This is a genomic window from Streptomyces sp. NPDC093801, assembly GCF_040701585.1.
In the GTDB taxonomy this organism is placed as follows: domain Bacteria; phylum Actinomycetota; class Actinomycetes; order Streptomycetales; family Streptomycetaceae; genus Streptomyces.
This window is the reverse complement of sequence record NZ_JBFBDP010000007.1, coordinates 196514-219597: the sequence shown is the minus strand read 5'-3', so window position 1 is coordinate 219597 and position 23084 is coordinate 196514. Positions and strand designations below refer to the sequence as shown.

General features: G+C 75.2%; 23 protein-coding genes. 15 read left to right on the top strand and 8 right to left on the bottom strand.

Translation table 11 applies throughout. The annotated features are described in order from the left end of the window. Nucleotides 1-69: 69 nt before the first annotated feature. Together AB0469_RS10410 and pfkB are read left to right on the top strand one after the other, a co-directional pair. A complete protein-coding gene (locus AB0469_RS10410; protein WP_366450914.1) occupies nt 70-831 on the top strand; it encodes a DeoR/GlpR family DNA-binding transcription regulator in 762 nt (253 codons plus the stop codon). Further along, nucleotides 828-1775 carry a 1-phosphofructokinase gene (pfkB, locus tag AB0469_RS10405; protein WP_366450913.1) on the top strand — a complete coding sequence of 316 codons (948 nt, stop codon included), beginning with the start codon at nt 828-830 and terminating at the stop codon, nt 1773-1775. Before AB0469_RS10410 ends, pfkB begins: the two co-directional genes overlap by 4 nt. A 95-nt stretch (nt 1776-1870) precedes the next feature. Here the strand turns inward: pfkB and AB0469_RS10400 are convergent, their stop codons facing one another. Next, on the bottom strand, nt 1871-2668 hold the full coding sequence (locus AB0469_RS10400; RefSeq protein ID WP_366450912.1) for a DUF6227 family protein: 798 nt from the start codon (nt 2666-2668) through the stop codon (nt 1871-1873). A gap of 191 nt (nt 2669-2859) precedes the next feature. Here AB0469_RS10400 and AB0469_RS10395 point away from each other — a divergent pair, with 191 nt between their 5' ends. Then, nucleotides 2860-3498: a vitamin K epoxide reductase family protein gene (locus tag AB0469_RS10395; RefSeq protein ID WP_366450911.1), complete on the top strand. Its 639-nt coding sequence runs from the start codon at nt 2860-2862 to the stop codon at nt 3496-3498. A 108-nt stretch (nt 3499-3606) separates the two neighbouring features. On the opposite strand, the gene AB0469_RS10390 is transcribed toward AB0469_RS10395, so the two are convergent. Further along, entirely contained in the window at nt 3607-4017 is a 411-nt protein-coding gene (locus tag AB0469_RS10390; protein ID WP_366450910.1) for a rodlin, read from the bottom strand. Between the two features lie 282 nt (nt 4018-4299). On the opposite strand from AB0469_RS10390, the gene AB0469_RS10385 reads away from it, so the two are divergent. Continuing rightward, a complete protein-coding gene (locus tag AB0469_RS10385) occupies nt 4300-4806 on the top strand; it encodes a hypothetical protein (RefSeq protein WP_366450909.1) in 507 nt (168 codons plus the stop codon). A 146-nt stretch (nt 4807-4952) separates the two neighbouring features. Then, a complete protein-coding gene (locus AB0469_RS10380) occupies nt 4953-5195 on the top strand; it encodes a chaplin (RefSeq protein WP_366450908.1) in 243 nt (80 codons plus the stop codon). A 97-nt stretch (nt 5196-5292) separates the two neighbouring features. Here AB0469_RS10380 and AB0469_RS10375 read toward each other — a convergent pair whose 3' ends face one another. The 5 genes from AB0469_RS10375 to AB0469_RS10355 all read right to left on the bottom strand — a co-directional run bounded on the left by AB0469_RS10375 (nt 5293) and on the right by AB0469_RS10355 (nt 8454). Further along, a complete protein-coding gene (locus tag AB0469_RS10375; RefSeq protein WP_366450907.1) occupies nt 5293-5634 on the bottom strand; it encodes a hypothetical protein in 342 nt (113 codons plus the stop codon). A gap of 178 nt (nt 5635-5812) precedes the next feature. Then, on the bottom strand, nt 5813-7078 hold the full coding sequence (locus AB0469_RS10370) for a chaplin (RefSeq protein ID WP_366450906.1): 1266 nt from the start codon (nt 7076-7078) through the stop codon (nt 5813-5815). A 119-nt stretch (nt 7079-7197) separates the two neighbouring features. Continuing rightward, the gene (locus tag AB0469_RS10365; protein WP_366450905.1) at nt 7198-7431 is read right to left on the bottom strand and encodes a chaplin; all 234 of its coding nucleotides are present in this window, start codon (nt 7429-7431) and stop codon (nt 7198-7200) included. Between the two features lie 241 nt (nt 7432-7672). Continuing rightward, nucleotides 7673-8083, bottom strand: coding sequence for a rodlin (locus AB0469_RS10360; RefSeq protein WP_366450904.1), 411 nt, complete (start codon nt 8081-8083; stop codon nt 7673-7675). Nucleotides 8084-8202: 119 nt separating this feature from the next. After that, a complete protein-coding gene (locus tag AB0469_RS10355) occupies nt 8203-8454 on the bottom strand; it encodes a chaplin (protein ID WP_366450903.1) in 252 nt (83 codons plus the stop codon). Between the two features lie 110 nt (nt 8455-8564). On the opposite strand from AB0469_RS10355, the gene AB0469_RS10350 reads away from it, so the two are divergent. Genes AB0469_RS10350 through AB0469_RS10310 form a run of 9 tightly spaced genes read left to right on the top strand, consistent with a single transcriptional unit; the run spans nt 8565 to nt 19811 of the window. After that, on the top strand, nt 8565-9740 hold the full coding sequence (locus tag AB0469_RS10350) for a DUF3344 domain-containing protein (RefSeq protein ID WP_366450902.1): 1176 nt from the start codon (nt 8565-8567) through the stop codon (nt 9738-9740). Between the two features lie 19 nt (nt 9741-9759). Beyond that, nucleotides 9760-10989, top strand: a complete 1230-nt coding sequence (locus AB0469_RS10345; RefSeq protein WP_366450901.1) for a glycosyltransferase family 4 protein — start codon at nt 9760-9762, stop codon at nt 10987-10989. Between the two features lie 2 nt (nt 10990-10991). After that, nucleotides 10992-12563, top strand: coding sequence for an exopolysaccharide biosynthesis polyprenyl glycosylphosphotransferase (locus AB0469_RS10340; RefSeq protein WP_366451002.1), 1572 nt, complete (start codon nt 10992-10994; stop codon nt 12561-12563). A gap of 3 nt (nt 12564-12566) precedes the next feature. Then, complete coding sequence (locus AB0469_RS10335) at nt 12567-13925, top strand: O-antigen ligase family protein (protein ID WP_366450900.1); 1359 nt, start codon at nt 12567-12569, stop codon at nt 13923-13925. Beyond that, nucleotides 13922-15895: a lipid II flippase MurJ gene (locus AB0469_RS10330; protein ID WP_366450899.1), complete on the top strand. Its 1974-nt coding sequence runs from the start codon at nt 13922-13924 to the stop codon at nt 15893-15895. Before AB0469_RS10335 ends, AB0469_RS10330 begins: the two co-directional genes overlap by 4 nt. Next, nucleotides 15885-16667: a polysaccharide deacetylase family protein gene (locus tag AB0469_RS10325; RefSeq protein ID WP_366450898.1), complete on the top strand. Its 783-nt coding sequence runs from the start codon at nt 15885-15887 to the stop codon at nt 16665-16667. Before AB0469_RS10330 ends, AB0469_RS10325 begins: the two co-directional genes overlap by 11 nt. Then, nucleotides 16664-17905: a glycosyltransferase gene (locus tag AB0469_RS10320; RefSeq protein WP_366450897.1), complete on the top strand. Its 1242-nt coding sequence runs from the start codon at nt 16664-16666 to the stop codon at nt 17903-17905. The genes AB0469_RS10325 and AB0469_RS10320 overlap by 4 nt, the downstream gene beginning before the upstream one ends. A gap of 53 nt (nt 17906-17958) precedes the next feature. Next, nucleotides 17959-18672: a lipopolysaccharide biosynthesis protein gene (locus tag AB0469_RS10315; RefSeq protein WP_366450896.1), complete on the top strand. Its 714-nt coding sequence runs from the start codon at nt 17959-17961 to the stop codon at nt 18670-18672. Further along, nucleotides 18669-19811: a GNAT family N-acetyltransferase gene (locus AB0469_RS10310; protein WP_366450895.1), complete on the top strand. Its 1143-nt coding sequence runs from the start codon at nt 18669-18671 to the stop codon at nt 19809-19811. Before AB0469_RS10315 ends, AB0469_RS10310 begins: the two co-directional genes overlap by 4 nt. 5 nt (nt 19812-19816) lie before the next feature. Here AB0469_RS10310 and AB0469_RS10305 read toward each other — a convergent pair whose 3' ends face one another. Continuing rightward, a complete protein-coding gene (locus AB0469_RS10305; RefSeq protein WP_366450894.1) occupies nt 19817-21313 on the bottom strand; it encodes a glycosyl hydrolase in 1497 nt (498 codons plus the stop codon). Nucleotides 21314-21461: 148 nt separating this feature from the next. On the opposite strand from AB0469_RS10305, the gene AB0469_RS10300 reads away from it, so the two are divergent. Next, on the top strand, nt 21462-22961 hold the full coding sequence (locus tag AB0469_RS10300) for an ATP-grasp domain-containing protein (RefSeq protein ID WP_366450893.1): 1500 nt from the start codon (nt 21462-21464) through the stop codon (nt 22959-22961). Nucleotides 22962-23084: the final 123 nt, after the last annotated feature.

The window sequence follows — 23084 nt, the reverse complement described above, 5'->3', positions numbered from 1 at the left end:
CGTACCCTCTTGTGGGCGTACGGTGGGTCAAAACCCACCTGAACGGGCACAGAGCGGAAGTAATCCCACATGTACGCACCCGAGCGCCAGCAGGAGATCCTGCGCCTGGCCCGCGAGGCCGGGCGGGTCGACGTGCTCTCCCTCGCCGCACGCTTCCAGGTCACCGCCGAGACCGTGCGCCGGGACCTGACCGCCCTCGACCGGGCCGGCCTGCTGCGCCGGGTGCACGGCGGGGCCATCCCGGCCGGCCGCCTCGGCTTCGAACCCGACCTCCCCTCCCGCGAGGCCACCGCGGGCGACGAGAAGGACCGCATCGCGGCCGCCGCCCTCACCGAACTCCCCGCCGGCGGCAGCGTCATCCTCGACGCCGGCAGCACCCTCGCCCGCCTCGCCGACCGCATCCCCGTCGACACCGCGCTCACCGTGGTCACCCACGCCCTGCCCGTCGCCGCCCGCCTCGCCGGCCACACCGGCATCGACCTCCACCTGGTCGGCGGCCGGATCCGCCACCGCACCCGGGCCGCCGTCGACGCCTGGGCACTGCGGGCCTACGCCGAGATCCACGCCGACGTCCTGTTCCTCGCCGCGAACGGCTTCGGCACCACGGCCGGCCTGACCACCCCCGACCTGTCCGAGGCCGCCGTCAAGCGCGCCGCGATCGCCGCCGCCCGCCGGGTGGTGCTGCTCGCCGACTCCGCCAAGGCCGGCCAGGAGCGCTTCGCCCGCTTCGGCTCCCTCGCGGACGTGTCCCTCCTCATCACCGATACCGGGCTCGACCCGGCCGACAGGGCGGCCATCGAAGCCGCCGGTACGGAAGTCGTGCTCGTATGATCCTCACCGTCACCCCCAACCCCTCCCTCGACCGGACCTACGAGGTCCCCTCGCTGGGCCGCGGCGAGGTGCTCCGGGCCGTCGGCGACCGGGTCGACCCCGGCGGCAAGGGGGTCAACGTCTCACGGGCCGTCGCGGCGGCCGGCGTGGCCACCACCGCCGTCCTCCCGCTCGGGGGCACCCCCGGCGCCCTGCTCGCCGAACTCCTGGCCGCCCAGGGCGTGGACGTCACCGCCGTCTCGATCGCCGGGGAGACCCGCTCGAACATCTCCCTCGCCGAACCCGACGGAACCCTGACGAAGGTCAACGCGGCCGGGCCGGAACTCTCGCCCCGCGAATCCGCCCTGCTGCTCGACACCGTCCGCACCTGCGCGGGCGAACCCGACTGGATCGCCTGCTGCGGCAGCCTGCCGCCCGGCCCCGGGCCGCACTGGTACGCCGAACTCGTCGCCCGGGCCCGGGAGACCGGCGCCCGCGTCGCCGTCGACACCTCCGGACCGGCCCTGCTCGCCGCCCTGCCGGCGGGCCCGGACCTGGTCAAGCCGAACGCGGCCGAGCTCGCCGAGGCGGTGGGCCGCCCCCTGGCCACCCTCGGCGACGCCGTCAAGGCCGCCGGGGAGCTGGTCGCCCGGGGCGCCGGCGCGGTCCTGGCCTCCCTCGGCCCGCACGGCCAGCTGCTGGTCGACGCCGAGGGCGCCTTCCACGGCACGGCGCCGGCCGCCGCGGTCCGCAGCGACGTCGGCGCAGGCGACGCCGCCCTGGCCGGCTTCCTGATCGCCACAGGCACGGGCCCCGCCGCCCTCGCCCGCGCCCTGGCCCACGGCGCGGCCGCCGTCCAGCTCCCCGGCAGCGCGATGCCGACCCCGGCCGACCTGCGCCCGGAGGCGGTCCGCATCACCCGGGACCTCCCCCTGGACCTCCCCCTGGACCTCCGCCTGTCCTAGGGGCCTGTCGTCGAACTCCCGTCTGCCCCGCGACGCCCGGCACGCGCTCTCGGCGACGCCCGGCACGCGCTCTCGCCGCACCGGGCGGCCGGACGTCAGCGCACGCGCGTGCGCAGTTCCATCGCCCCGCGTGCGGCGGTCTCGCTCCCGTAGACCTCGCACATGTGCCGCCCGTCCGGCGTCGCCGTGTGCTCGACCTCCCACAGGCTGAGCTCGCTCCCGTCCAGCAGGACGAAGGCGTGCTCGTACAGGCTGAACCCGGCGTCCCGCCCGTCCGCCAGGGGCTGCCGGCCGCCGAAGGCCTGGGTGATCCGGTGCGCGTAGGCCGTGCGCAGCAGCGCGGCCGCCTCCGGCCCGGGCCGGTCGGCGTTCTCGGCGCGCCGCAGCACCCGGCGGGCGTGGTCGGCGGTTCCCTCCGCCGTGTATTCGCGGTGGCGCTCCCGCGGGTCCGGGGCGGCGAACAGCGCGCTCAGCAGCGCCAGGTCCTCGTCCACCCCGTCCCCGTAGCGGTCCGCGGCCCCGTCCCCGGCCCCGCACGGCCCGGGCAGCGGGCGGGCCGGCTCGGCGGCGCCCTCGCCGAACAGCCGGGCCCCGGCGAGGGCGAGTTCCTCGCGGCAGGCGAACACCTCGTACCGGGTGCCGCCGTCGCCCTTCAGCCGGTAGGCCAGCTCCCACAGGGAGGCCGTCTCGCCGTCGGAGAGCAGGTAGGTGTGCCGGTGGGTCTCCCGCCACTGCCCCGCCGACGGGCTGTGGTGCGTGGTGTAGAGGGAGGAGCTGTGGGCGAGCGCCGTACCGAGGCGCTCGACCAACGGGTCGGGAAGGTCGAAGGAGTTGAGGGCGCGGCCCAGGAGTCGCTCGAGGTGCGCCTCGGTTGTCTCGTACGGATCGCTCAAGGTGGGCTCCAGGCCGTCGCAGCTTGTCACTTCGCGGAAGCACAACGTAGCCCCTGGCTCTGACATCACGTCCGGGATTCGGTAAAACGTCCGGGAAGCATCAGGGGTTCCCGCCACACCTTCAGGTCAACTTGCCCGGGAATGGCTGGGATTCGTCGGGGTATGAGGTGGTGCGCGGGACTATGGGCGCCATGGCAACGAACACAGTGGACGTCCCGCGCCAGCGGCGGCACTCCAGTACCCCCTCCGAGGGCGAACCGGACGCCCCCCGGTCCCTGGCCTGGCTGCTGGTGGCCACCGGGGCCGCCGGACTGCTGGCCTCCTGGGTGATCACCCTCGACAAGTTCCTCCTGCTGGAGGACCCGGACTTCAAGCCCGCGTGCAGCCTCAACCCCGTGGTGTCCTGCGGCAGCGTCATGAAGAGCGCGCAGGCGGCCGTCTTCGGCTTCCCCAACCCGATGCTCGGCCTGGCCGCCTACGCCGTCGTGGTCTGCGTGGGTGCGGGACTGCTCGCGGGCGCCCGCCACCGCCGCTGGTTCTGGCTGGGACTGAACGCCGGCACCGCCTTCGGCACCTGCTTCTGCGCCTGGCTGATGGTCCAGTCGCTCTACGAGATCAACGCCCTGTGCCTGTGGTGCTGTCTGGCCTGGGTGGCGACGCTGCTGATGTTCTGGGCGGTCACGGCCCACAACGTCCGCACGGGCCGCCTGCCCGCGCCCGGCCCGCTGCGGGGTTTCTTCACCGACTTCGCCTGGGCTCCGCCGGCCCTGCACCTCGGGGTGATCGGGATGCTGGTCCTGACCCGGTGGTGGGACTTCTGGACGGGCTGAGGCGGGCGGCCCCACGCGTACGAGGGCCCCGGCGGCGGACGCCGCCGGGGCCCTCGTCACTTCGCTCCACGGGCTGGTGCGGCCCTGACCAGGAGGGGTGGAGCCGGGTCAGCTGCCGGCGGACGCGTTGCCGGAGAGGACCGGGATGTTGTCCAGGATGTGCGAGAGCGGCTCGTCGCCCTTGGCCTGGGTGGAGTTCTCGGTGCACTGCTGGTTCTGCGGGTTGGACAGGACGTTGATGTCCTGGACGCCGATGTTGAGCGCGGCCAGGATCGACTGGGCGTTGACCTTGACCGGCAGGCCGACGCAGGGCTTGTTGAGGGTGCCCTGGACCAGGCCGAGCTGCGGGCTCATGTCGCCGGCGGTCTTCTGGTTGCCGTAGATCTGCTGGGAGCCGTTGCCGTTGACGGTGTTGACCCCGTTGTCGTTGCCGATGGCCATGGCCGGGGCGGTGGCGGCGGCGCCTGCGCCGATGGCAACGGCGGAAACCGCGGCGGCGGTCATGATCTTCTTGAGCATCATTGGTCCTTTTGTCGCACGAGTGCCCGCTAGTGGAGCGCCCTGATCAACCGGCCGCCGCCGGGCATGGTTGCGCTGCTTCACTCAAACGGCCCGTCCGGGGCGGGGATTTCCCCGGCGCGGGTGAGGCCGCCCCGGACACCTGCGCGAGGGCCGTACGCAGCCCCAGGCGCGCGCGGGGGCGCCCGCCTCCGGTTGCGCTCCGTGCAGGGTGTTCGCACGGTGGGTGAGTAAGTGGACTACTCCGGTCCGCTTACGCGCGACCACCCCGAAGGGTTCCCCATGCACTCCACCAAGGCGTTCCGCCTCCGCGTCCTCGTCCCGTCGGCCCTCGCCGTCGCCATACTGTCCGGCGCGGCCGCCTCGGCGGGCGCCGCGGACGGCCAGGGCGCCGCCGCCGTCGAGCGGAAGGCGGCGGCCGTCCAGCGGCAGATCGAACGGCTGGAGGAGGCGGCGGAGTCCCGGGAGCGGGTCGCGGCCGGCCCGATCGACGACCTCATCGCGGGACTCTCCAAGACCCTGTCCGACCTCCTGGGCTCGCTCTCGGGCCTCCTCGGCGGGGTCGGCCTCCCGCCGCTGGAGATCCCGAAGCTCCCGGAGATCAAGCTTCCCGAGATCAAGCTTCCGGAGGTCAAGCTTCCGGACCTTCCGGTCACGGTCCCCCCGGTCAACCTCCCGGCCGTCCCGCCGGCGACCGGCGCCGCGCCGGCCGTTCCCGCCGCGCCGGCCGTTCCCGCGGTCCCGAAGCTCCCCGATCTCGACATTCCCGACATCCCCATCGGCCGGTAGCGGCGCGGGCGGCCGGAATGGTTACGACTATTGGGCTGAACAGGTCAGATCCGGCCGCGGGCCGTGTCGTCTGTGCTGGTGGACCGTTTCGCTCGGTGTGAGCCCCGGTACCGGGGCAGGACATCGAACGAGAAGGTGCACTTCCCATGAACTCTGCTGCCAAGAAGGCCGCCGTGGCCCTGGCCTCCGCTGGTCTCGCTGTGGCCGGTGCCGCGGGCGCCGCCTCCGCCGACGCCCAGGCCGAGGGCGCGGCCGTGGGCTCCCCCGGTGTCCTCTCGGGCAACCTGGTCCAGGTTCCCGTGCACATCCCGGTCAACGTCTGCGGCAACTCCGTGGACGTCGTCGGCGTTCTGAACCCGGCGTTCGGCAACGTCTGCGTCAACGACTGACGTTCCCCGCAGTCGGCGCCACGTGACCGTGGGCGCCACCGGCCCTGCCGGTGGCGCCCACGGTCGTTTCGGGAGCCGAACCGGCCGCCCCCGGTGGCTACTTGCCGCCGTTGAGCTCCACTCCGCCGAGCAGCGGGGAGGCCTTGGTCGCGCCGTTCGCCAGGCCCAGGGCCGTGCCGGGGACGTCGTTGCGGATCTTGTTGACGCTCTGCGCCGTGTGGACCACCTTGCCGACGGTGTCGCCCTGCTCGGCCAGCGCGTTGCCCGCCGTCTGGGGGAGGGCCTCGGAGACGGGGTTCACGGCGTCGAGCACCTCGGTCACCCCGCCCGTCGCGCTCATGGGGGGCATCGCGGGGGCGTCGGCGGCGAAGGCGGGGGCCGTGGCGCCGAGGGCGGCGACGGAGCCGACGACGACGGCGGCGACCTGGGAGAGCTTCATTGTCGAAATCCTCATTCTTTTCGGGGAGCGAGGCGGCGGCGACCGGCTCGGCGCTTTCGTCCTGGGTAACGATTCCCGGCCGCTCCGGAAACGCGGGCCGGGCGGGCGCACGGGAGCGGCCGGAGAATCCGCCTCGGATTCTCCGGCCGCTGTTTCTTCCGATTACCGGTATTCCCGTTCAGGCGGCGGCCGACCGCCGGTAGAGAATCGCGCCGCCGAGGACCAGCGCCGAGGCGAGGGCCGCCATGGCCCCCAGCTCACCCGCGCCGGTGGCCGCGAGCTGGGGCCCCGCCTGGGCGGGGGCGGGCGCGGGGAGCGTCGCCGGCGGGGCGGCGGCGGGGGCGGGGGCCGGGGCCGGTGCGGGGGCCGGGGGCAGGTGCACGGGGAGGTCGCCGGCCGGGGCGGCCGGGGGCTGGTCGGCCGGGCGGACGACGTCCGGTACGGGGGCGGGCGCCGGGAGCGGCCGCTCGGGCTGGCTGCCGTGCGGGGGCCGGGGCGCCGGGATCTCCTGCGCGGGCGGCGCCGGGACCGGGGCGGGGAGGGTGTGCGGCTGCTCCTCGGCGGGCGCCGGAAGGGTGTGCGGCTGCTCCTCGACCGGGGCCGGGAGCGTCTGGGCGTGCTCCTGCGGCGGTACGGGGACCCCGGCGGGCGGGGTCTGCGGGGCGGGAGCCGGGGCCGGCGCGGGGAGCGGGGCGGGGTGTTCCGCCGCCGGCGCGGGCCGGGGCTGCGGGGCCGGCGCGGGGTGCGGCACGGGCTTCGGGTGGTGCGGCGCGGGCGCGGGGGGCGCCGGGTGCGGGGCCGGGTGGTCCGCGTGGGGGGCGGGCGGGTGGTCGTCGCACTCCTCCTTGCCGCCCCGCGGGCCCCGGTGGTCCTCGTCGGAGCCTCCGTAGGCGTCCCCGCGGTGGCCGTCGTCGTGGCGCGGGGCCGCGTGGCGCGGGGCCTCGTGACGCGGCGTCTCGGGGCGCGCCTGCTCGGGGCGCGCCTGCTCGGGCCGGGGCGCCGCGTGCCGGGGGGTGTGCGCGGGAGGTGCCCCGTCGCCGCGCTCCCCGTAGCCGCCCCCGTCCTCCCGGCGCTGCGCGGGCAGCGCGTGCCGGCCGCCCTCGCGCTCCTCCAGGTAGCGCTCGAAGGCCTCGGCGTTCTCGGGGCTCAGGTAGCGCTCGTAGTCGTGGCCGCCGGCGTGGGAGCCGGTCGAGGTGGCGCAGGTGTTGCCCATCGCGGGGTTGAGGGCGGCACCCCCGTCCACGCTGTTGCCGCACACGTTCGGCGAGAAGGTGATGGGTACCGAGACGCTGTTGCCGGACAGCACGCCCGGTGAATGCGAGGCCTCGGCCATCGCCCCGGGATGCGCGTAGGCCGCGCCGGTCGCGATCGACAGCAGACTCGAGGCGGCCGCAGCCGTGAGCACCCCCTTGCCCAGTACCTGTCGGCTCAGTACCTGTCGCATGGGTCCTTCCCTGTCTACCGGCGCGGGGCCGGTCCTGAATCGAAGGCGGCCCCGGAGTGCACCGCCGTGCACTCCGGGGCCGCCCGAGGAGGTCTGCCCCTGCTGGCGCAGGCGCTTCGTCAGTTGTTGACGCAGGTGTTGCCGAACGCGGGGTTCAGCAGGGCGATCACGTTGACGGTGTTGCCGCAGACGTTCACGGGGATGTGGACGGGGACCTGGACCAGGTTCCCGGAGAGGACGCCCGGGGAGCCGACGGCCTTGCCGTCGGCGGCCGAGTCGGCCATGGCGGGGGAGGCGGCACCGGCGGCGACGAGAACGCCGGCGGCCATCACCACTGCCTTCTTGTACTTCATCTGAATTCGATCCTTCCCGCAGAGGTCTGTCCGCTGCATACACAACAACGAGTGGGGCGGTGAAAAGAAACCGCGGAATCCGAGTATTTCCGAGGGGGTGCCGGGTATTTGACTCCGATGCTCCGGCGGTGCGTTCGGGGAATTCCCGCCCGAATTCTTCGGGGTGGAATTCAGGGACCCGATACGCGGCGAGGCCGCCGCGACCCGGGGGGTGCGACGGCCTCGCGCGGCACGGCCTCGGTCAGCTGCCGGAGGAGACGTTGCCGGAGAGGATCGGGATGTTGTCCAGGATGTGCGAGAGGGCCTCGTCGCCCTTGGCCTGGGTGGAGTTCTCGGTGCACTGCTGGTTCTGCGGGCTGGACAGGACCGGGATGTCCTGGACGCCGACGTTGATCAGGGCCAGCAGCGACTGGGCGTTGACCTTGGCGGGCAGGGCGATGCAGGGCTTGTTGAAGGAGCCCTGGATCAGCGCCATCTGCGGGCTCATGTTGCCGTAGGTGGCCTGGTTGCCGTAGATCTGCGCGGAGTTGTTGCCGTTCACGGTGTTGATGCCGTTGTCGTTGCCGATGGCCATCGCCTGCGGGGCCATGGCGGCGCCGAGGCCGACGGCGGAGGCGGCAACCGCTGCGCCGGTCACAAGCTTCTTGATCATTATCGTCCCTTTTTTGCAGGATTGCCCGGATGCTGGAGCACCCGGATCAACGGCGCGGCTCCGGTTCGGGTTGCGTCGCTTCACCCGGATGCCGCCGTTTCGGACGGTGCGGTTGACGCTCAGGCGTTCAGGCAGCGGTTGCCGAAGGCCGGGTTCAGCAGCCCGATCACGTTGACGGTGTTGCCGCAGACGTTGACCGGGACGTGGACGGGAACCTGGACGAGGTTGCCGCTCAGCACGCCGGGGGAGCCCGCGGCGAGGCCTTCCGCCGTCGCGCCGCCGCCGTGTGCGCAGGCGAGGCCCGCACCGCCCATCAGCAGCGCGGCGCCCCCGAGTGCCGCGGTCGTGCCGCGCACCAGGCTCTTCTTCATCTCCGTATTCCTTTCGGTTCGAAACCTCGAACAGCGATGCACCGGCATAACGACTCGCCCACAGGCAGGGTGCGTGCTATCGCCCGAAAGGCCGTACGAGCGAGTCCGACGTGATTTCCAGCCCGATTTCTGACAAAGTTCACTCCTGTTTTGTCCCCTTGATCGAAAATGGAGACGGGGTCATGGGTTCCTCCCGCAGAATCCTCGGCGCACTCGGTCTGCTGTCCTGCCTCACGCTTTCCGCCCACGTCCCTCCGGCGGGCGCCGCGGTTCCCGCGGCGGCGCGCGAAATGCCCCGGATCCCCTTCACCCAGCGTTACCAGTCCGTGCAGCACGGCGGGCTGGTCCGGGCCTCGAACTCGGCGATCAGCTGCCGCCGCGAGGAGTCCCCGCAGACCGAGCCCTGCGCGGAGGTCAAGAAGGGCGCGGCGGGGACCAACGGCGACTTCGAGATGTTCTACGACGAGGTCGACAAGGACCCCGACACCTACAACTCCACCCGGGCCGAGCTCAAGGTCCCGCAGGGCGCGAAGGTCTCGTACGCCCGGCTCTACTGGGGCGGGAACCTGCGGGTGGGGGAGCAGAAGCCGCCGGAGGACAACGGCCGCGTCCTGGTCGCCGAGCCCGGGGGCGCGTACAAGCCCGTGATCGCCGACACCGTGATCGGGCACCGCACGGACGCGGGCAGCGACGCCTACCAGGCCTCCGCCGACGTCACCCCGCTGGTGCGCAAGGGCGGTGCGGGGATGTGGACCGTGGCCCAGCTCAACGTCGCCATGGGGCACTCGGAGGTGGGCGCCTGGGGCGGCTGGACGCTGGTGGTCGCCTACGAGCACCCGCAGGAGCCGCTGCGCCGGATCTCGCTGTGGGACGGCTTCGAGTCGCTGGCCGCCGGGGCCGGCGAGGCCGCCGCGGAGACGGTGGAGATCGCCGGCCTGGGCGCGCCGCCCGGGGCCGCGGGCAAGGCCGGGGTGGTGGCGTACGACGGGGACCGCGGGGCCCTGGGGGACTCACTCACGGTGACGGCCGACAGTGGGCGCCGCATCAACGTCGCCGACGCCGAGAACCCCTTCAACGACCTCATGAATTCCACGATCACGGAATTCGGTCGGCCTTCACCGGTACGACAGCCCGAAAATATTAATAATCTCGGATATGACGCGGACGTGTTCGACCTGAGTCCCGCCCTGTCCGGTGGCGCCCGCAGCCTGAACTTCAAGTTCACGGGCGAAAGTCAGGGTCAATTCCTCGGTGTGCTCTTCGTTCAGACAGACGCGCGCCGCTGAGCGCAGGAGACCGCTCCACGTGCCGAAACACCCCTCGCCGGCCGGCTCCCCGGCCGCGCCGCCCTTCACCGTCCTGCATCTCGTCCAGCCCGTCGAGGGCGGCGTCGCGCGGGTCGTCACCGACCTCGCACGGGCCCAGTCCGCCGCAGGCCTGCGCGTCGTCGTCGGCTGTCCGGACGGCGGCTCCCTGGCCGACGCGGCCCGGGCCGCCGGGGCCGAGGTCCTCACCTGGCGCGCCGGACGCTCCCCCGGGCCCGGGCTGCCCGCCGAGGTGCTCGGCGCCGCCCGCCTGATCCGCCGCGTCCGCCCGGACCTGCTGCACGCCCACAGCGCCAAGGCCGGGCTGGCCGGGCGGATGGCCGTACGGGGCTCCCTGCCCACCGTCTTCCAGCCGCACGCCTGGTCCTTCGACGCCGTCGGCGGGACCACCGCCGCGCTCGCGCTGCGCTGGGAGCGGGCCGGCGCCCGCTGGGCCGACCGGGTGCTCTGCGTCAGCGAGGCCGAACGCCGGGCCGGCGAGGCCGAGGGCGTCACCGCCCGCTGGGCGGTGATCCGCAACGGCGTCGACCTCGCCCACTTCCGCCCCGCCCACCCCGACCGCGACCGCGACCGGGCCGAGGCCCGCGCCTCGCTCCCGCTGCCCGCGGCGCTGCGGGGCGAGGGGCCGCTCGCCGTCTGCGTCGGCCGGCTCTGCCCCCAGAAGGGCCAGGACGTCCTGCTGCGCGCCTGGCCGGAGGTGCTCGCCACCGTCCCCGGAGCCCGTCTCGCCCTGGTCGGCGACGGCCCCGACGCCGACCGGCTGCGCCGCACCGCACCCCCCGCGGTCCACTTCGCCGGAGCGGCCCGCGACATCCGACCGTGGCTTCGGGCCGCCGATCTCGTTGTACTGCCGTCGCGGTGGGAAGGCATGGCGCTCGCCCCCCTCGAAGCCATGGCCTGCGGCCGACCGGTCCTGGTCTCCGACGTCAGCGGTGCGCGGGAGAGCCTGCCGTCCGGTCACGGACGGCTCTGCCTGGTACCGCCGGAGGACCCGACGGCGCTGGCCAAGGCCCTGGGACGGCTGCTCGCCGAACCGCGGCTGCTCACCGAACTCGGCGAGCAGGCCCAGCAGCACGCCCGGACCGAGTTCGACGTGCGGCGGACCACGGACGCGGTCACCGGCCTGTACCACGAACTGCTGGGCAGGCCCTCCCCCCGGCTGCGCGGGGGGAACCCCCAGCCCTTGAACCAGGAGCGCATCAGCCGATGACGATGGACAGCGCACCCGCCCGGCACACCGGGGGGCAGAGCGGCACGGGGCACGCCGGCGGCAGCGCCTTCGCCTCCGTGTCGCCGGCCGTCCCACCCGCCGCACCGCCCGCCGCGTCCCCCGCGGCGGGCCGCCGCGCCGCGACCGCCATCCACCCGCCGCGCGGGCCCCGGGCCGAACGGGCCCGCCCCGCCGTCCGCCCGGGCCGGGTCCGGCCCGGGAGGGGCGCCGCCGCCCTGCTGGCCGCCGACGCGCTGGCGGCGGCCGCCACCGTGGCGGCCCTGCCCGGGCCGCAGCTCCCGGCCCAGGCCGCGGTGCCCGCCGCCGCCCTGCTCGCCGCCGTCAACGCCGCCCTCCAGGCGCAGGGCGGGCTCTACCGGCCGCGCCTCGCCCCCTCCGCCCTCCTCGAACTGCCCGCGCTGGCCTGGCGCACCGCCGCGCTGTGGTGCGGGGCCGCCGCCGCCCTCGCCGCCGCCGCGCCCGAGCGGGCCCTCGGCTGGAACGCGCTGCTCACCGCCGTCTGCCTCCAGGCCGTCCTCGCCTGCGCGGGACGCGGGCTGGTCCACCGGGCGTGGCGCCGCTCCGCCGTGCGCCACCCCGTCTCCACGCTCGTCGTCGGCCCCGGCGGAGGAGCCGGCGCCGTCGCCGCCGCCCTGCACGGACGCCCCGAGTACGGGTTGCGGCCCGTCGGGATCGCCGACACCGCCGAGCCCGCCGACGGGGAGGGCGGCCCGCTGCCCGTGCTCGCCACCCACGAGGACGTCCGGCGCGCCGTCATCCAGAACTCCGTGCGCTGCGCGGTGTTCACCCGCCCGCCCGAGGCCGACGAGCGCACCGCCGCCCTGGTCCGCCTCTTCCACGACCACGGCTGCCGGCTCTGGCTCGCCGACCCCGCCGGCACCGCCAAGGTGACCGGCATGCGGCTCGCCCACCCCGCCGACCAGCTGTGGGGCTACGCCGTACAGCCCCTGCTGCCCCGGCCCGCCCGGCCGGTGGAGCGGTCCGCCAAGCGGATCGCGGACTCCGCCCTCGCCGCGCTCGCCCTGCTCGCCGCCGCCCCCGTCATGGGCGCCTGCGCGCTGGCCGTACGGCTCTCCGACGGGCCGGGGGTGATCTTCCGTCAGGAGCGGGTCGGCCTCTACGGGCGCCCCTTCACCCTGCTGAAGTTCCGCACCCTGCGCGCCGACGAGCACGAGTCCGCCACCCGCTGGACCGTCGCCGGCGACCGCCGGATGAGCCCCGTCGGCTCCTTCCTGCGCAAGTCCTCGCTGGACGAGCTCCCGCAGCTGTGGAACGTCGTGCGCGGCGACATGAGCCTGGTCGGCCCGCGTCCCGAACGCCCCTTCTTCGTCGCCAAGTTCAGCAGCCTCCACCCCGGCTACGAGGCCCGCCACCGGATGCCCGTCGGCATCACCGGGCTCGCCCAGATCAACGGGCTGCGCGGCGACACCTCCATCGAGGACCGGGCCCGCTTCGACAACCACTACATCGACACCTGGTCGCTGTGGCAGGACCTGTGGATCCTGGCGCGGACCGCCGCCTCCTTCTTCCGCTTCCGGCTGGGCGGGAGCTGAGCCATGAGCCTCGCCCTCCCCGGACCCGTACGCCCCGCCGCCGCGGCCGCCGTGCTGCGCCGGCACTGGCCGCTGCTGCCGCTCGCCGCGACCGTCCTGCTCCTGCTCGCCCCGCTCCCGGCCGGCGACGCCACCGCCTCCGGGAAGGTCGGCCCCGCCGACGCCGCCTCGCTGCTGCTCGCCGTCGTCTGCGCGGTACAGGCCCTGCGGGGCCGGGTGCGGACGCTGAACCCGCTGGGCGTGCTCGTACTCGGGACGCCGGGGATCGGGCTCGCCGTCTCGACCGCGACCGCAGGGGACCCGTACGCCGCCCTGCCCGGGTTCGTGCGCTACCTCCAGGTGTTCGTGCTGGTCCCGGCGGCCGTGGTGCTGCTGGTGCGCGACGCCCGTGAGTTCCGCCTCGCCGCCGGGTGCTTCGTGCTGCTCGGGCTGGTGCAGGGCGCGGTGGGGGTCGTGCAGTACGCGACGCACACCGGCGCCTCCTACCAGGGCGAGGACATCCGCGCCGTGGGCACCTTCGGCCCCGGCGACGTCATGGGCATGGCCACCGTCGTCGCGTACGGGCTCGTCGTCGCCACCGCCGCCGCCCTCGCGCCGGGACTGCCCGCGAAGGTCCGCCGGACCGCCGCGGGCTGCGCCCCGGCCCTGGTGGTCCCGCTAGTGCTGTCCTTCAGCCGCGGCGCGTGGATCGCCACCGTCGGGGCGGCGGTGCTCGTGATGTGCCTGGCCGGGATCCGGCGGGCGCTGGCGGTGCTCGTGGCGCTGGCCGCCCTGGGGGTGGTGCTGGTCGGCGGGCTCGGGCTGGGATCCGAGATGGTCGCCGAGCGGCTGGACTCCATCACCCGGGTCTCCAGCGCCCCCGACCAGTCGGTCACCGACCGCTACACGATGTGGGCCGCCGCCGAGTCGATGTGGCGCGAGCGGCCGGCCGTCGGCGTGGGCCTCAAGGGCTTCCCCGCACACCGCGACGGCCACTCCTCGCTGGGCCTGTCCTCCGGCAGTGACACCGCGGGCGCCGGCCAGGCCTTCATCAAGCAGCCGCTGCTGTCCCCGCACAACATGTACCTGCTGGTCCTCGGCGAACAGGGGCTGGTCGGACTGCTCGCGCTCGCCGGCGGCTGGGCGGCCCTGCTGGTCGCGGGGCTGCGGCGGTACGCGGCGGCCCGCGACCGCGGGATCCGCGACTGCGGGCTGATCGCGATCGGGCTGTTCGTGTGGCAGCTGACCGACTTCCTGTACGCGGACATCGGCGGCCCCTCCACCGTCCTGACCGGTGTGATCATCGGGCTCGCGGCCTGGTGGGCCCTGCCCTCCACCGGTGCCGCGGATGGCCGGCCCGCCGACGGGCCGGCCGTCCGGTGACCGACACGACCCCCTGGCGGCGGCCCGCGGCCCCGGCGACCGACCTCGCCGCGGCCGCGGGCCCCGCCACTGCTCCCGCCGCCGACGCGCCGCCCGGGGCCGGGCCCCGGCCCGGCCGCACCGGCCGGGGACCGGCGCCCGCGGGGGCCGACGCGGCCGTTCCGCCCCGGCGCGGCGCCACCCGGCCACCGCGTTCCGCCCCGGCCGGGCCCGGCGGGGACGCCGGGCCCGGCCGCACGGGCGCGGGCGCCTCCGCAGGCGCGGGCGCCGCCGCGGGCGCGGTGCCCGGCGCGGACCGGGCCGCAGACGGGGCCGGCAAGCCCGGCGGCAAGACCGGGGTCCCCCTCGGGCGGTTCCTCGCCAAGGCCGCCGCCGTCACCGCCGGACTGACCGCCGCCGGAGCCGTGTTCGGCCTCCTGCGCGACCAGGCCATCGCCCACCTCTTCGGCGCCGGACACGACAGCGACGCCTTCCTCATCTCCTGGACCGTTCCCGAGATGGCCTCGACCCTGCTGATCGAGGACGCCATGGCCCTGCTGATGGTGCCCGCCTTCAGCCACGCCCTCGCGCGGCGCGCCGCCAGCCGCGCCGGACTGACCCGCAAGGAGGCCCGCGCGGCCGACCCCGTACGCCTGCTCGTCGGGGCCACCCTGCCGCGCCTGGTGGTCTTCCTCGCCGCCGTCGCCTCCGTCCTCGTCGTCGCCGCGCCCCTGGTCGTCGGCGTCCTCGCACCCGGCCTGCCCGACCCGGAACTGGCCGTCCAGTGCACCCGGATGACCGCCCTGACCGTCCTCACCTTCGGCATCGCCGGATACTTCAGCGCCGCGCTGCGCGCCCACCGGTCCTTCCTGCCGCCCGCCGCGATCTACGTCTCGTACAACGTCGGGATCATCGCCACCATGGTCGCCCTCCACACCCTGTGGGGCGTCCGGGCCGCCGCGGCCGGCGTGGCCGTCGGCGGACTGCTGATGGTGCTGGTGCAGCTGCCCGCCTTCATCCGCAACGTCGGCTTCGGGCCGCCCCGCGCCAAGGGCGCCCCCCGCAGCCAGCGCGACCGCGACCGGCCCACCCTCATCGCCTTCGGCGTGATCGCCCCCGTCATCTCCTTCGCCGTCTTCCGCCAGTCCCAGGTCCTCGTCGAGCGCTTCCTCGCCGCCTCCCTGCCCCCCGGCGCCATCTCGCACCTCAACTACGCGCAGAAGGTCGCGCAGATGCCGATGGTGCTCTCCCTGATGATCTGCACCGTCACCTTCCCCGTCGTCGCCCAGGCCATGGCCGGCGGCGAGCGCGAGAAGGCCCGCCGGCGCGTCGAACAGGACCTCGCGCTCGCCTCCCTCGCCGTCCTCCTGGGCATGGCCCTGGTCATCGGCTACGCCCCGCAGATCATCGAAGTCCTCTTCGAACGGGGCGCCTTCACCCACCAGGACACCCTCACCACCGCGTCCGTCATGCGCGTCTACGGCCTCGGACTCCTCGGCCACTGCCTCGTCGGAGCCCTGTCCCGGCCCTTCTTCTCGACCGCCCGGCCCACCTGGTTCCCGGCGCTCGCGATGGGTGCCGGGCTGCTCGTCAACATCGCGGCCGGAGCCCTCTTCGTCGACTGGTGGGGGACCTACGGCATCGCCGCCGCCAACGCCGCCGGCATCACCGCCACCGCCGCCCTGCTCCTCACCGGCATCGGCTCCCGCATCATCGCCATCCAGGCCCGCCGCGTCGCCGTCAGCATCGGCCGCCTCGCCGTCGCCGCCGCCTGCGCCTGCGCCACCGGCTGGCTCGCCGGCCCGATGATCCCCGACCCGCTGCTCAGCGCCGCCCTCGGCTGCCTGCTGGTCCCCGCCATGTTCGGGGCCACCGGGCTGGCCATGAGAGCCCTGGAGATCACCGCCCTCCCCGGCCAGATCGCCCAGCTCGCCGCCCACACCGCCGCCCAGACCGCCCAGCTCACCCAGAGGTTCCGCAATGCCCGCTGACACCGACACGGCGCCCGCCGCCGTGGCGGCCGCCGCCCGCCGGACCGCATCGCCGTGGGTCCTGATGTACCACTCCGTCGCCGAGTTCACCGACCCCGCCGAGGACCCGTACGGGATCACCGTCACCCCGGACGCCCTCGACGCCCAGCTGAGGTGGCTGCGCTCCCGCGGTCTGCGCGGGGTCTGCGTCGGAGAACTGCTGCGCGCCCGCGCGGCCGGACGCGGCCACGACCTCGTCGGCCTCACCTTCGACGACGGCTACACCGACTTCCTGACCCGCGCCCTGCCCCTGTTGCACCGCCACGGCTTCACCGCCACCCTCTTCGCCCTCCCCGGACGGCTCGGCGTCGACAACGTGTGGGACCCGCTCGGCCCCCGCAAACCCCTCCTCACCGCCGAACAGATCCGCGAGGTCGCCGCCGCCGGACAGGAGATCGGCTCCCACGGCCTGCTCCACCAGGACCTCACCGCCGCCCCCGACGACGTCCTCCAGCAGGAACTGCGCGGCAGCCGCGAGCTCCTGCGCGAACTCACCGGCACCCTCCCCGAGGGCTTCTGCTACCCGTACGGGCACCTCGACGCCCGCGTCGTCGACGCCACCCGCGCCGCCGGCTACGGGTACGCCTGCGCGATCTCCCCCGGACGCCTCGCGGGCCCGCACGCCCTGCCCCGCACCCACGTCAGCCAGGCCGACGGGGCCGCCCGGCTGCGGATCAAGGAGCTGCGGCACGGGGCCCGCGAGCTGCGGCGGAAGGTGCCGGTGCTGCGGTGAAGGCCCTCCACATCATCACCGGCCTGGGCGTCGGCGGCGCCGAACAGCAACTGCGGCTGCTGCTGCGCCACATGCCGGTGCACTGCGACGTCCTGACCCTCACCAACCCCGGCCCGGTCGCCGAGGGACTGCGCGCCGACGGGATCCGGGTCGTCCACCTCGGCATGCACGGCAACCGCGACCTCGGCGCCCTGCCGAAGCTGGTCCGCTTCGTCCGGCGCGGCCGCTACGACCTCGTCCACACCCACCTCTACCGGGCCTGCGTCTACGGGCGCCTCGCCGCCCGGCTCGCCGGGGTCCGGGCGACGGTGGCCACCGAACACTCCCTGGGCGACGCCGAGATCGAGGGCCGGCCCCTGTCCGGCGGGGTCCGCGGCCTGTACCTCGCCAGCGAGCGGCTCGGGGCGGCGACGGTCGCGGTCTCGGACACCGTCGCGGCCCGCCTGGAGCGCTGGGGGGTGCCCGCCGACCGGGTCCACGTGGTCCCGAACGGGATCGAGGCCGCCCGCTTCCGCTTCGACGAGGGCGTGCGGCGCGCCACCCGCGCCCGGACCGGCCTGCCCGAACGGGCCTTCGTGGTCGGCGGGGTCGGGCGCCTGGTGCCCGGCAAGCGGTTCGACGTCCTCGTCCGGGCCGTCGCCGCACTGCCCGGCGCGCACCTGCTGCTGGCCGGGGACGGACCGGAGCGGGCCGCGCTGCGCACCCTCGCCGCCGAACTGGGCGCCCAGGCGCGGATCCACCTGCTGGGGGAGCGGGACCCGCTGGGCGACAGCCCCGACGGGCGCACCCCCGGGATCCCCGCGCTGCTGGCCGCCATGGACGTCTTCGTGTCCCCCTCGCGGGAGGAGGCGTTCGGGCTGGCCGTCGTCGAGGCGCTGGCCGCCGGGCTGCCCGTGCTGCACGTGACCTGCCCCGCCGTCGACGACCTGCCCGCCGCGCAGGCGCCGGGGGCGCGGCGGATCGGCACGGGCACCGAGGAGCTGGTCGCCGCGCTGCGGGGGCAGATGGAGGCGGGCGCCCGCCGCCTGCCCGCGCCCGCGGTGGTGCGGCGGTACGACATCGCGCGGAGCGCGGCGCGGCTGCTGGACGTCTACGGGCTCGCGCTGGCGGCACCCGTGCCCGCCGCGAGGGGCGGGGCGGGGCCCGTGCCCGCGGCCGAGCCCCGGGGCTCCGCACCGGAGCCCGCACCCCGACCGCCGGCGGGGCTGGACCTGGCCGCGCCCGGCTCGGACGGCTGATCCCCCTTCATTCCCCCTACGCACCCCCCTCCACCCAGGAAGCGAGCACCCCCATGGCCGACAGCGCCGAGCAGAAGAAGTCCGAGCAGAAGAAGTCCGACCACCGCTCCGCCCGGAAGCGCAGGCTGCTGCCACCGCCCGCGTGGTGGCCCCTGCCCGCCTGCGCGCTGCTCGGGATGGCCGCCGGCGGGGCGTACGGGGTGCTCAAGGCGCCCGAGTACGCCGCCACCAGCTACGTCGTCGCCGTCCCGAACGAGACCACCGAGCCGGCCACCGCCCTCGGCTTCGCCCAGGCCTACGGCCGCATCGCCACCAGCAGCTCCACCCTCGCCTACGCCCAGCCCCGCGCGGGCATCGCCGCCCGGCAGCTGCGGACGCAGGTCCGCGCCGAGACCTCCCCCGACTCGCCGATGATCGCGATCACCGGCACCTCCAGGAGCGCCGCCGAGGCCGCCGACATCGCCAACGCCGTCGCCGACGCCCTCTCGCTCAGCAGCAACCAGGCCGCCAAGAACACCGGCGTGCAGCTGCTGCTGTTCAGCCAGGCCGTCGCACCGAGCGAGCCCGCCTCCCCGTCCGCCGCGATCAGCGCCGCCGTCGGACTGTGCGCCGGCGGGCTGCTCGGCGGGCTGTGGCTGCTGGCCCGTCCCGCCCGCCGCAGGTCCGGGGCGCAGGAGGAGGCGGCGCACCCGGTGGTGGAGGAGTACGCCTCGCTGCCCGCCCAGGGTGAGCACTCCGAGACCAAGGAGAAGGAGTCCGTGCGATGACGCGGGGCTCCGACGGGGCCCTGTCGGTGACGCTGTGCCGGGACTCCCGGCAGTTCGCGGCGCTGGAGGAGTCCTGGAACCGGCTCGTCCGGGAGTGTCCCACCGCCACCCCCTTCCAGAGCCACGCCTGGCTGCACTCGTGGTGGCTGTCGTACGGGAAGGACGGCCGGCTGCGGATCCTGCTGGTGCGGCGGGGCGGGGAGCTGGTCGGGGCGGCCGCGCTGATGCTCGTGCACCGGCCGCTGCCGCGGCTGGTGCCGCTGGGCGGGCCGATCACCGACTACTTCGACGTGCTCGTGTCCCGGGAGCACGCCGCGCAGGTCGTGCCGGCCCTGGCCCGCGGGCTGCACCGGGCGGCCCGCAGCGCCGTCGTCGACCTGCGCGAGGTGCGTCCCGGCGCGGCCGCCGAGGCCGTGTTCGAGGAGTGGCCCGGGGTGTCCAGCCGGCTGGCGGACTCCACCTGCATGGAGCTGCCCGCGCTCCCCTTCGACCAGCTCGTCAAGCGGATGCCCGCCTCCGGCGCCCAGCGGGTGCGGGCCAAGCTGCGCAAGACCGACGCCGCCGGGATCGAGGAGCACGAGGTCACCGAGCGCGAGGTGCCGCAGGCCGTACGGACCCTGCTGCGGCTGCACGAGAAGCAGTGGCGCGGCCGCGGGGTGACCCCGGAGCACCTGCGGCCCCGGTTCGCCGAGCACCTGACCCGCGCCACGCGGCGGATGGTGCGGGCGGGGGAGGGCCGGCTGACCGAGTTCCGGCTGGAGGGGAAGGTGGTCGCGGCCAACGTCACCCTGCTGTCCGCGTCGCTGAGCGGCGGCTACCTGTACGGGGCGGACCCGGGCCTGCGCGACCGCAAGGTGGACGTGGCCACGCTGCTGCTGCGCCACGAGGCCGGGCGGGCACTGGAGGAGGGCCGTCCGGTGGTGAGCTTCCTGCGCGGCAACGAGCCGTACAAGAACCACTGGAGGCCCGAGACGGTCGTCAACCAGCGCCTCCTGCTGGCCACGCACGCGCTCGCGCCCCTGCTGCGGCTGCACGAGTCGCAGGTCACGGGGCGCGAGCGGGCGGTGGGGGCGCTGCGCGAGGCGCTTCCGGCCGCCCGGGACTGGCGGGCGCGGCTGAACGAACTGCGGGTGCGATGACCCGTCTAGAAGGGCCAGAAGCCGGAGTCCCCCTCCCAGCCGAAGCCGAGGCCGATGCAGAGCGACTGGCCGCCGATCAGCTTCGAGAGCCAGTCGCCGAAGTCGAACGGGAGGCACCACTGCGGGCTGTTGACGGGCTGCTGGGGCCGCGGCTTCGGGTCGGGCTTCGGCTTCGGCTGCGGCTTCGGCGGCTGGGACGGCGACGGAGCCGGCCGGGTCGGCGCGGGGTCCGGCGCGGCCTGGGTCGGGGTCGGCGACGCCTCGGGGGTGGGCGCCGGCGGGACCACGGGCGGGACGGAGACCTCGGGCTCCGGGGCGACCGGGGTGGGCGCGGTCGGGGTGGGGACCTCGGGCGTGGGGACCTGCGGGATGGTCGGGACCTGCGGGGTGGGGACCTCGGGAGTGGGGACCTGCGGGGTCGGGACGACCGGCGTCGGGACGACCGGGGTGGGGACGACGGGGGTCGGCACCACCGGGGTCGGGACCACGGGCGTGGGCACCACCGGGGTCGGCACCACCACCGGCCCCTGCTCGGCCAGCGCGTCGCGGAAGACCTTCGAGGACTTCGGGTTCTGCTTGCACTGCCAGACGCCGTGCGGGCAGTAGTCGGTGATGGTGTGGTAGAGCGGGTGGTGCTGGTCGATCCACCGGAGCATGCGCCGCACGTACTCCGGGTTGTCCCCGTTGCGGAACAGCCCCCACTCCGGGTACGAGATCTGCTTGCCGTGTGCTTTCGCGAAGTCGACGTGCTGCTGGAGCCCGTACGGCTGGCTGACGTGGTCGTCGAAGGACCGGCCGGGGCCCTGGTCGTACGAATCCATGCCGATGACGTCGACCACGTCGTCGCCCGGGTAGCACCTGGTCCAGGCGATCGCGTCGCTGCCCCGGTTGGGGGTGAAATCGAACTTGAACCGCTGGCCGGGGACGGAGCGCATCGTGTTGACGACGCGGGTCCAGTACGCCTTCCAGTGCTCCGGGTCGGGCCCGCAGCGGTGGGTGTAGGTGGTGCCGTTCATCTCCCAGCCCAGCACGACCACCGTGTCCGGGAGGCCCAGTTCCACCAGCCGCTCGGCCAGCCGCCGGAAGTGCCGGTCGTACTCGCCCTGCGCGCCGGCCCGGATCAGCTGGACCACCTGCCAGTCGGGCACCCGGCCCTCGTTGCGGGCCTGCATGGGCACGTTGAGGACGAACATCCGGTCCTCCTTGGCCCGGCGCCAGCGCGCCCAGTCCTCCAGGAACGGGACGCGGCCCTCGATGCCCGCCCACGAGTCGCCGGGCAGGTAGGTGTGCCCGACCCGGATCTCGCGCCCGCCCAGCCAGCGCGACAGGGACGGGATGCGGGCGACCCCGGACGGGCCGTAGTCGAGATAGGCGCCGAAGGCGGTGCCGGAGCCCCTGGCCGGTTCGTCGTCCGGGGCCGCGAGTGCCGCGCCGGTGGCGAGCAGCCCGGCCGTGACCGTACCGACGCAGGTGCTCACCAGGCGGTGGTGTGGTCTGGGCATGTCGTCTCCCGCGCTCTGCCGAACCGGTGTGCTTGCCACAGACGTTAGACATCACATCTGACGAACGGCCTGTCCGGTGGCCCCTTCCTAGGCCATTCGCAGCTGCGCATCCCTCCCGCTTGGTCCGACTAGGTGAAAGTCCGTTTGTATGTACGCGTTCGACGGCCATGTGCCCGCAGTTCTGCTCAGACTCGATCGCAACCCGTTCCACCACGGAACCCTCGGCGCCGTCAGATCCCTCGGGCGCAAGGGCGTGGAGGTCCATGCCGTCGTCGAAGCCGGGGGAGGTCCCGTGGGTCGCTCGCGGTACCTGCGCGCCACGCACCCGGGGCCGGCCGGCGGGCTGGATCCCGAGGCGCCCGAGGCGCTGCTGGAATGCCTCGTCGGCGTGTCGGAGCGGATCGCCCGGCCGGCCGTGCTCGTCGCGATGGACGACCTCAGCGCCATCGCCGTCTCGCGCGTGGCACCGATGCTGACGGATCGTTTCCGGATTCCCCATCAGCCCGACGACCTGCCCGCCCGAGTGGCCGACAAGGCCGAGCTGGCGCGGCTGTGCGCCCGCTGGGACGTCCCGCACCCGGAGACCGTGGTCCCCGAGAGCGGGACCGAGGCCGCGCGGGCCGCGTGGGCGCTGGGGCTGCCGCTGGTGGCGAAGTGGAGCCGGCCCTGGCTGCTGCCCGCCGGCAGCGGGCTGCGCAGCACCACCCTGGTGGACAGTTCCGCCGGGGCGCGGGAGCTGTACGAGCGCTCCGCCGAGGCCGGGAGCCGGCTGCTGCTCCAGCGCTTCCTGCCCGCGGGACCCGACACCGACTGGTTCTTCCACGGCGCCTTCGGGCGGGGCGGGCGGCCGCTGCTGGCCGGGTCGGGCCGCAAGGAGCTGGCGTGGCCGGTGCGGGCGGGGCTGACGGCGGTGGGGCGGTGGCTGGCCGACCCGGCGGTGGAGGAGTCGGGGCTTCGGCTCGCCGAACGGCTCGGCTACCAGGGGATCCTGGACCTCGACTTCCGGCGCGACGAGCGCGGCGCCTTCCGGCTGGTCGACTTCAACCCGCGCCCGGGGGCGCAGTTCCGGCTGTTCGCGGACGACGCGGGGCTGGACGTGGTCCAGGCGATGTACCTCGACCTGACGGGGCAGCGGGTCCCGGAGCCGGCCGGCGGTCCGGGCCGCGTCTTCGTGGCGGAGAACTACGCCCTGCTGGCTGCGGTCCGGGGGCGCTCGCTGCCCCGGCGCCCCGGCGGGAGCGCACCAGCGGCGGCCCCCCCGGGCGGCGCGGGCGCGGTACCCGGTTCCGCGCGGCCGGGGCCCGTACGGGCCCCGGAGGCGGGGGAGCGGGGGCGGGTGGAGGCGGCCTGGTTCGCCGCCGACGACCCCGCGCCGTTCCTGGCGATGCTCTGCGCCCTCCTGGGGCGGGGGCTGGACAAGGGCGCGCGCGTCCTGCGCGGGGTCCCCGCGCAGGGGCGCCGCGGCGCCCGCGCGGTGCGGGCCCCCCGCCAGCGCGGCGGGGGGCGGGACGACGGCCTCGCGGCGGCCGGACCGGGAGCCGGCCCCGCCGGCGGCCCCGGGGCGGCCCGCCAGGCCCCGCCGGGGACCGTGGCGCCGCCCGGGGCGCCCGCAGCGCCGGTGGGGCCCGACGAGCTGGTGACGCGGTGACGCGGTGACGCGGTGACGCCCGGGTGACACCGGTCCGGTGACCCGGTGACCCGGTGACGCGCCGTCACGCGGCGGTGCGGTGTGCGGTGGTGAGGCGGCGACCGTGCCGCAGGAGAGGAGCGG

Bases quoted from the DNA above. Each gene is read 5' to 3' on its own strand.
- AB0469_RS10410 (WP_366450914.1), top strand. From the start codon at position 70: ATGTACGCACCCGAGCGCCAGCAGGAGATCCTGCGCCTGGCCCGCGAG.
- pfkB (WP_366450913.1), top strand. From the start codon at position 828: ATGATCCTCACCGTCACCCCCAACCCCTCCCTCGACCGGACCTACGAG.
- AB0469_RS10395 (WP_366450911.1), top strand. From the start codon at position 2,860: ATGGCAACGAACACAGTGGACGTCCCGCGCCAGCGGCGGCACTCCAGT.
- AB0469_RS10390 (WP_366450910.1), bottom strand. From the start codon at position 4,017: ATGCTCAAGAAGATCATGACCGCCGCCGCGGTTTCCGCCGTTGCCATC.
- AB0469_RS10385 (WP_366450909.1), top strand. From the start codon at position 4,300: ATGCACTCCACCAAGGCGTTCCGCCTCCGCGTCCTCGTCCCGTCGGCC.
- AB0469_RS10380 (WP_366450908.1), top strand. From the start codon at position 4,953: ATGAACTCTGCTGCCAAGAAGGCCGCCGTGGCCCTGGCCTCCGCTGGT.
- AB0469_RS10375 (WP_366450907.1), bottom strand. From the start codon at position 5,634: ATGAAGCTCTCCCAGGTCGCCGCCGTCGTCGTCGGCTCCGTCGCCGCC.
- AB0469_RS10370 (WP_366450906.1), bottom strand. From the start codon at position 7,078: ATGCGACAGGTACTGAGCCGACAGGTACTGGGCAAGGGGGTGCTCACG.
- AB0469_RS10365 (WP_366450905.1), bottom strand. From the start codon at position 7,431: ATGAAGTACAAGAAGGCAGTGGTGATGGCCGCCGGCGTTCTCGTCGCC.
- AB0469_RS10360 (WP_366450904.1), bottom strand. From the start codon at position 8,083: ATGATCAAGAAGCTTGTGACCGGCGCAGCGGTTGCCGCCTCCGCCGTC.
- AB0469_RS10355 (WP_366450903.1), bottom strand. From the start codon at position 8,454: ATGAAGAAGAGCCTGGTGCGCGGCACGACCGCGGCACTCGGGGGCGCC.
- AB0469_RS10340 (WP_366451002.1), top strand. From the start codon at position 10,992: ATGGACAGCGCACCCGCCCGGCACACCGGGGGGCAGAGCGGCACGGGG.
- AB0469_RS10335 (WP_366450900.1), top strand. From the start codon at position 12,567: ATGAGCCTCGCCCTCCCCGGACCCGTACGCCCCGCCGCCGCGGCCGCC.
- AB0469_RS10325 (WP_366450898.1), top strand. From the start codon at position 15,885: ATGCCCGCTGACACCGACACGGCGCCCGCCGCCGTGGCGGCCGCCGCC.
- AB0469_RS10315 (WP_366450896.1), top strand. From the start codon at position 17,959: ATGGCCGACAGCGCCGAGCAGAAGAAGTCCGAGCAGAAGAAGTCCGAC.
- AB0469_RS10310 (WP_366450895.1), top strand. From the start codon at position 18,669: ATGACGCGGGGCTCCGACGGGGCCCTGTCGGTGACGCTGTGCCGGGAC.
- AB0469_RS10305 (WP_366450894.1), bottom strand. From the start codon at position 21,313: ATGCCCAGACCACACCACCGCCTGGTGAGCACCTGCGTCGGTACGGTC.
- AB0469_RS10300 (WP_366450893.1), top strand. From the start codon at position 21,462: ATGTACGCGTTCGACGGCCATGTGCCCGCAGTTCTGCTCAGACTCGAT.